Raw genomic sequence first — 4,317 nt, 5'->3', positions numbered from 1 at the left:
CATAAATTGAGTAATCCATAATGATTTCACCATTTGGCCCCATTTTAGCTAACTGTTTGATTCCACCACCAAAACGAGAACCAATTCCAGCCGCCATAATAATTAATGTTGTTTTCATATTATCAAAAACTCTCCTTGTCAATCCGTATATCCATTATACTAAAATGCATACACCTTCACAAGTTAACTATAGTTTAGATACGAAACAAACACCAAATGCATTTGGTCCAATATGAACTCCAATTGTTGAACCAATACGAACACGATTCACATCTAAATCCAGTTTTGATTCTAATTTTTCAACATTCTCTAAACCATATGAATACAATGTATAAACTGGATACAATGTATCAACAATATCTGACTGCATCTTTTCACATACAACACTCGTTGCCTTATTTACACCACGTGTCTTACCGGCAACCACAACTTCTCCATGGTCTACACAAATAATTGGTTTAATACTTGCTAAAGTTCCAATAGCCGCTGCTGTCTTAGAAATTCTTCCACCCTTAGCCAAATATTCCAATGTATCTAAACCCGCATAAATATGCACATGCTCTTTTAGTTCTTCTAAGCCAGATACAATATTTTCAACACTTCTATTTTCATCAATCCAGTTTATCGCCACTTCACATAGTAAGCGAATTCCAGTAACCGCAGTTAATGTATCTACAATATAGATATTTTCATAATCCACCATGTCTTTTGCCAGACAAGCACTCTGATATGTTCCACTTAGCTTACTCGATAAAGATAAACAAATCAATGTCTCTTGTTTCTTCTTCACTTCTTCGAAGATATCTAAAAATTCTTGTGGTGATGGTTGTGATGTTTTAAAAAATTCTTTTGAATTCATCATCTTCTCATAAAACGTTTCCTTATCAATATCAACACCATCCAAATAATTCTTTCCTTCAATCTGAATTTGTAATGGCACAAAATATAAATTTTTATTTCTAATCTCTTCTTGCGTATAATCACTCGCTGAATCTACTAATAATCGAATCATATTTTTCTCCTTAGTTAACTTAATTAACTGTTCACATTATATACTATTAAAACAATCTGTCAAATTTTTTAAAAAAATACTTGCATTAATTAAAATCATGTAGTAATATAAGTGAGAACTTGTCAAGAAAGACGAGTCTCATATACATGGCGCGTTGGAGAAACGGTTAACTCACATGCCTTTCACGCATGCATTCACGGGTTCGAATCCCGTACGCGTCACCATTTTCAAACAAAGTCCGAAAGGACTTCTTTTTTTATTCAAAATACATTTTTTCAGAAAACTTAACATTATTTTTTCACAAATTTGCGTAAACCCTTTCATAGATGATATAATCTAAATCATTGAGAAAGGGTGTTTATATTATGCACAATAAACGTAGTACATTTTCTGGCAAATTAGGATTTGTCTTGTCTGCCGCTGGAGCCAGTGTTGGCCTTGGTAACATTTGGCGGTTTCCTTATTTAGCCGCAAAATACGGAGGAGGAATCTTCCTACTTATTTACATTGTTCTGGCCTTAACTTTTGGTTATACAATGATCATAGCCGAAACGACATTAGGTAGAATGACAAAGAAAAGTCCAGTGGGAGCTTTTCATACTTTCGCAAAGACAAAGTTTGCATCATTTTCCGGATGGATCAATGCCATTATTCCCATCTTGATCGTACCCTATTATTCTGTAATCGGAGGTTGGGTCATCAAGTACTTATTCGAATATTTAAAAGGTGATGCAAAATTACTTGCCACAGATACATATTTTCCAAACTTCATTTCAAACGGAGTATCTACAGAAATATGTTTTATACTCTTTACTTTCTTTACACTCGCCATCATTTATGCAGGAGTTCAAAACGGAATTGAAAGAGTATCCAAATTTATGATGCCAGTTCTTGTCGTACTATCTGTAATCATTGCAGGATATTCAATCAGTCGACCTGGCGCTTTTGAAGGTGTTAAATATTTCTTAATTCCAAATTTTGATAATTTTTCATGGATGACCGTAGTAAGTGCTATGGGACAAATGTTCTATTCGTTATCCATTGCGATGGGTATTTTAATCACATTTGGCTCTTATATGAAAAAAGATGTTTCCATTGAAGGTTCAACAGAAAACGTAGAAATTTTCGATACAGCCATTGCGATTATGGCAGGATTGATGATTATTCCAGCTGTATTTTCTTTTTCAGGTGGAGATATGGAAACATTAAAAGCTGGACCATCCTTGATGTTCATCACAATCCCTAAAGTATTCGCAAGTATGGGACTAGGTACAGGTATCGGTATCATTTTCTTCTTGTTGGTGTTATTCGCAGCTATCACAAGCTCTATTGCGCTAACCGAAAGTGCTGTATCCACATTCCAAGATGAATTACATTGGTCTAGAAAAAAATCTACAATCATTTTAGGCATTATTATGATTGGGTTAGGAACACTATCATGTTTAGGTTATGGTCCATTGTCAAACGTAACAATCATCGGAATGCAATTTTTAGACTTCTTTGATTTCTTGACAAACTCAGTCATGATGCCAATCGCTGCCATTGCGATTTGTATCTTTGTTTCAAGAGTTGTTGGATTAGAAAAAGTCGAAGCAGAAATCACAAAAGATGGAAATTCATTCAAACGTAAGAAAATATTCAATTTCATGATTCAATACTTATGTCCAATTTTCGCATTCATTATTTTATTAAGTTCAATTGCGAACGCATTTGGATTTATTTCCATGTAAGCTTAGCTTGTGCTAAGCTTTTTTTGTGTACAATTTTAATGTAAACTAATTGTAGGAGGTAGTTTATGAACATTACAGTATATTTAGGATCAGCCTATGGAAATGATCCAGACTTTAAAACAAAAATAATAGAATTAGGAATATGGATTGCCAAAAACAATCATACATTAGTGTTCGGTGGATCTAAAACCGGATTAATGGGAGAACTAGCCAATAGCACATTAAATGCGGGTGGCAAAGTAATTGGTGTAGAAGCACAAATGTTTGTGGATGAAGGTGTCCACATGGATAATCTTACCGAGCTGTACATTGAAAAAGATATTGCCGATCGAAGAACAAGAATGATTGAACTTGGTGATGCTTTCATTGCCTTTCCAGGCGCAACTGGAACATTAGAAGAAGTCAGTGAAATCTTATCAAAACTTTCACTGTACCAACTTGAATGCCCATGCATTTTCTATAATGTGAATGGATATTACGATCATTTAAAAGCATTCCTACAGCACATGATTGATTGTGAATTATCCACACCAAAGCAGCAACAAAACATCTATTTCTTAGACGCATTAAATGAAATTAAAAAAGTGTTAAGGGAAGCACAATCATGATTTATACAATTACTTTTAACCCCTCATTAGACTACGTTATTCAAGTCGATCATTTTAAGCCTGGTATCATTAATAAAACAAAATTCGAAGAAATCCTTCCCGGAGGAAAAGGCATTAACGTTTCAATTGTCCTATCCAATCTTGGACACGAAAGTACAGCCCTAGGTTTTATGGCAGGTTTTACAGGGGAAGAAATTGAACATCGATTAGAGAGTTATGGAGCTAAAACAGATTTCATCTATGTAAAGAAAGGATTATCTAGAATCAACGTAAAAATGAAATCAGATGAAGAAACAGAAATCAATGGTATGGGGCCTGATATTCAGTCAGAAGACATTCAAGAATTATTCAATCAATTAGATGATCTAACAGAAAAAGATATTCTCGTTATTTCAGGAAGCATCCCAAGTACTTTACCAAATACAATGTATGAACAAATCATGGAGCGTGTTCAGAAAAAGAAAATAAAAGTTGTTGTCGATGCGACAAACAACCTATTATTAAAAGTATTAAAATATAAACCTTTCTTAATAAAACCCAACAATCATGAATTAGGTGAAATCTTTAATGTCGAATTAAACACTCGAGATGAAGTCATTCCTTACGCCAAAAAGCTACAGGAAATGGGTGCTCAAAACGTATTGATTTCTATGGCAGGACAAGGTGCAGTGCTTGTAAGTGATAATAATGAAGTGATTCAAAGTAAAGCGCCAAAAGGAGAGGTAGTGAATTCTGTTGGTGCTGGTGATTCGATGGTTGCAGGTTTCCTTGCAGGATATTTAGAAACAACCGACTATGATAAAGCATTCATCAATGGTTTGTGTTGTGGTAGTGCAAGTGCCTTCCAAGTTGGTCTTGCCACAAAAGAAGATGTAGAAAACATAAAGAAAACTCTTAGCGAAAACTAAGAGTTTTCAGACTGTTGACAAAGTGACTGTCGACAGTCTTTTTAAAATCTGATAGAATA

Annotated in this window: 4 protein-coding genes, 1 tRNA gene and 1 pseudogene; 4 read left to right on the top strand and 2 right to left on the bottom strand. The window is 34.4% G+C overall.

Translation table 11 applies throughout. The features are described from left to right. A pseudogene (locus LJE08_RS12815) lies at window positions 1-118 on the bottom strand (nucleotidyltransferase); the annotation flags it as partial. A gap of 69 nt (window positions 119-187) precedes the next feature. Then, window positions 188-1,012: a DegV family protein gene (locus LJE08_RS12810; RefSeq protein ID WP_227403424.1), complete on the bottom strand. Its 825-nt coding sequence runs from the start codon at window positions 1,010-1,012 to the stop codon at window positions 188-190. 148 nt (window positions 1,013-1,160) lie between these two features. Here LJE08_RS12810 and LJE08_RS12805 point away from each other — a divergent pair. From LJE08_RS12805 to pfkB, 4 genes are all read left to right on the top strand, one after another. Beyond that, window positions 1,161-1,236: transfer RNA gene (locus LJE08_RS12805), tRNA-Glu, on the top strand. Between the two features lie 141 nt (window positions 1,237-1,377). Further along, window positions 1,378-2,742 carry a sodium-dependent transporter gene (locus tag LJE08_RS12800; RefSeq protein WP_186998901.1) on the top strand — a complete coding sequence of 455 codons (1,365 nt, stop codon included), beginning with the start codon at window positions 1,378-1,380 and terminating at the stop codon, window positions 2,740-2,742. A 65-nt stretch (window positions 2,743-2,807) separates the two neighbouring features. Beyond that, complete coding sequence (locus LJE08_RS12795; protein WP_227403423.1) at window positions 2,808-3,350, top strand: TIGR00730 family Rossman fold protein; 543 nt, start codon at window positions 2,808-2,810, stop codon at window positions 3,348-3,350. Next, on the top strand, window positions 3,347-4,258 hold the full coding sequence (pfkB, locus tag LJE08_RS12790) for a 1-phosphofructokinase (protein ID WP_227403422.1): 912 nt from the start codon (window positions 3,347-3,349) through the stop codon (window positions 4,256-4,258). The genes LJE08_RS12795 and pfkB overlap by 4 nt, the downstream gene beginning before the upstream one ends. Window positions 4,259-4,317: the final 59 nt, after the last annotated feature.

The sequence above is a fragment of the Holdemanella sp. DFI.5.55 genome (assembly GCF_020593575.1).
Classification (GTDB): domain Bacteria; phylum Bacillota_I; class Bacilli_A; order Erysipelotrichales; family Erysipelotrichaceae; genus Holdemanella; species Holdemanella hominis.
This window is presented reverse-complemented; position numbering and strand designations above follow the sequence as displayed.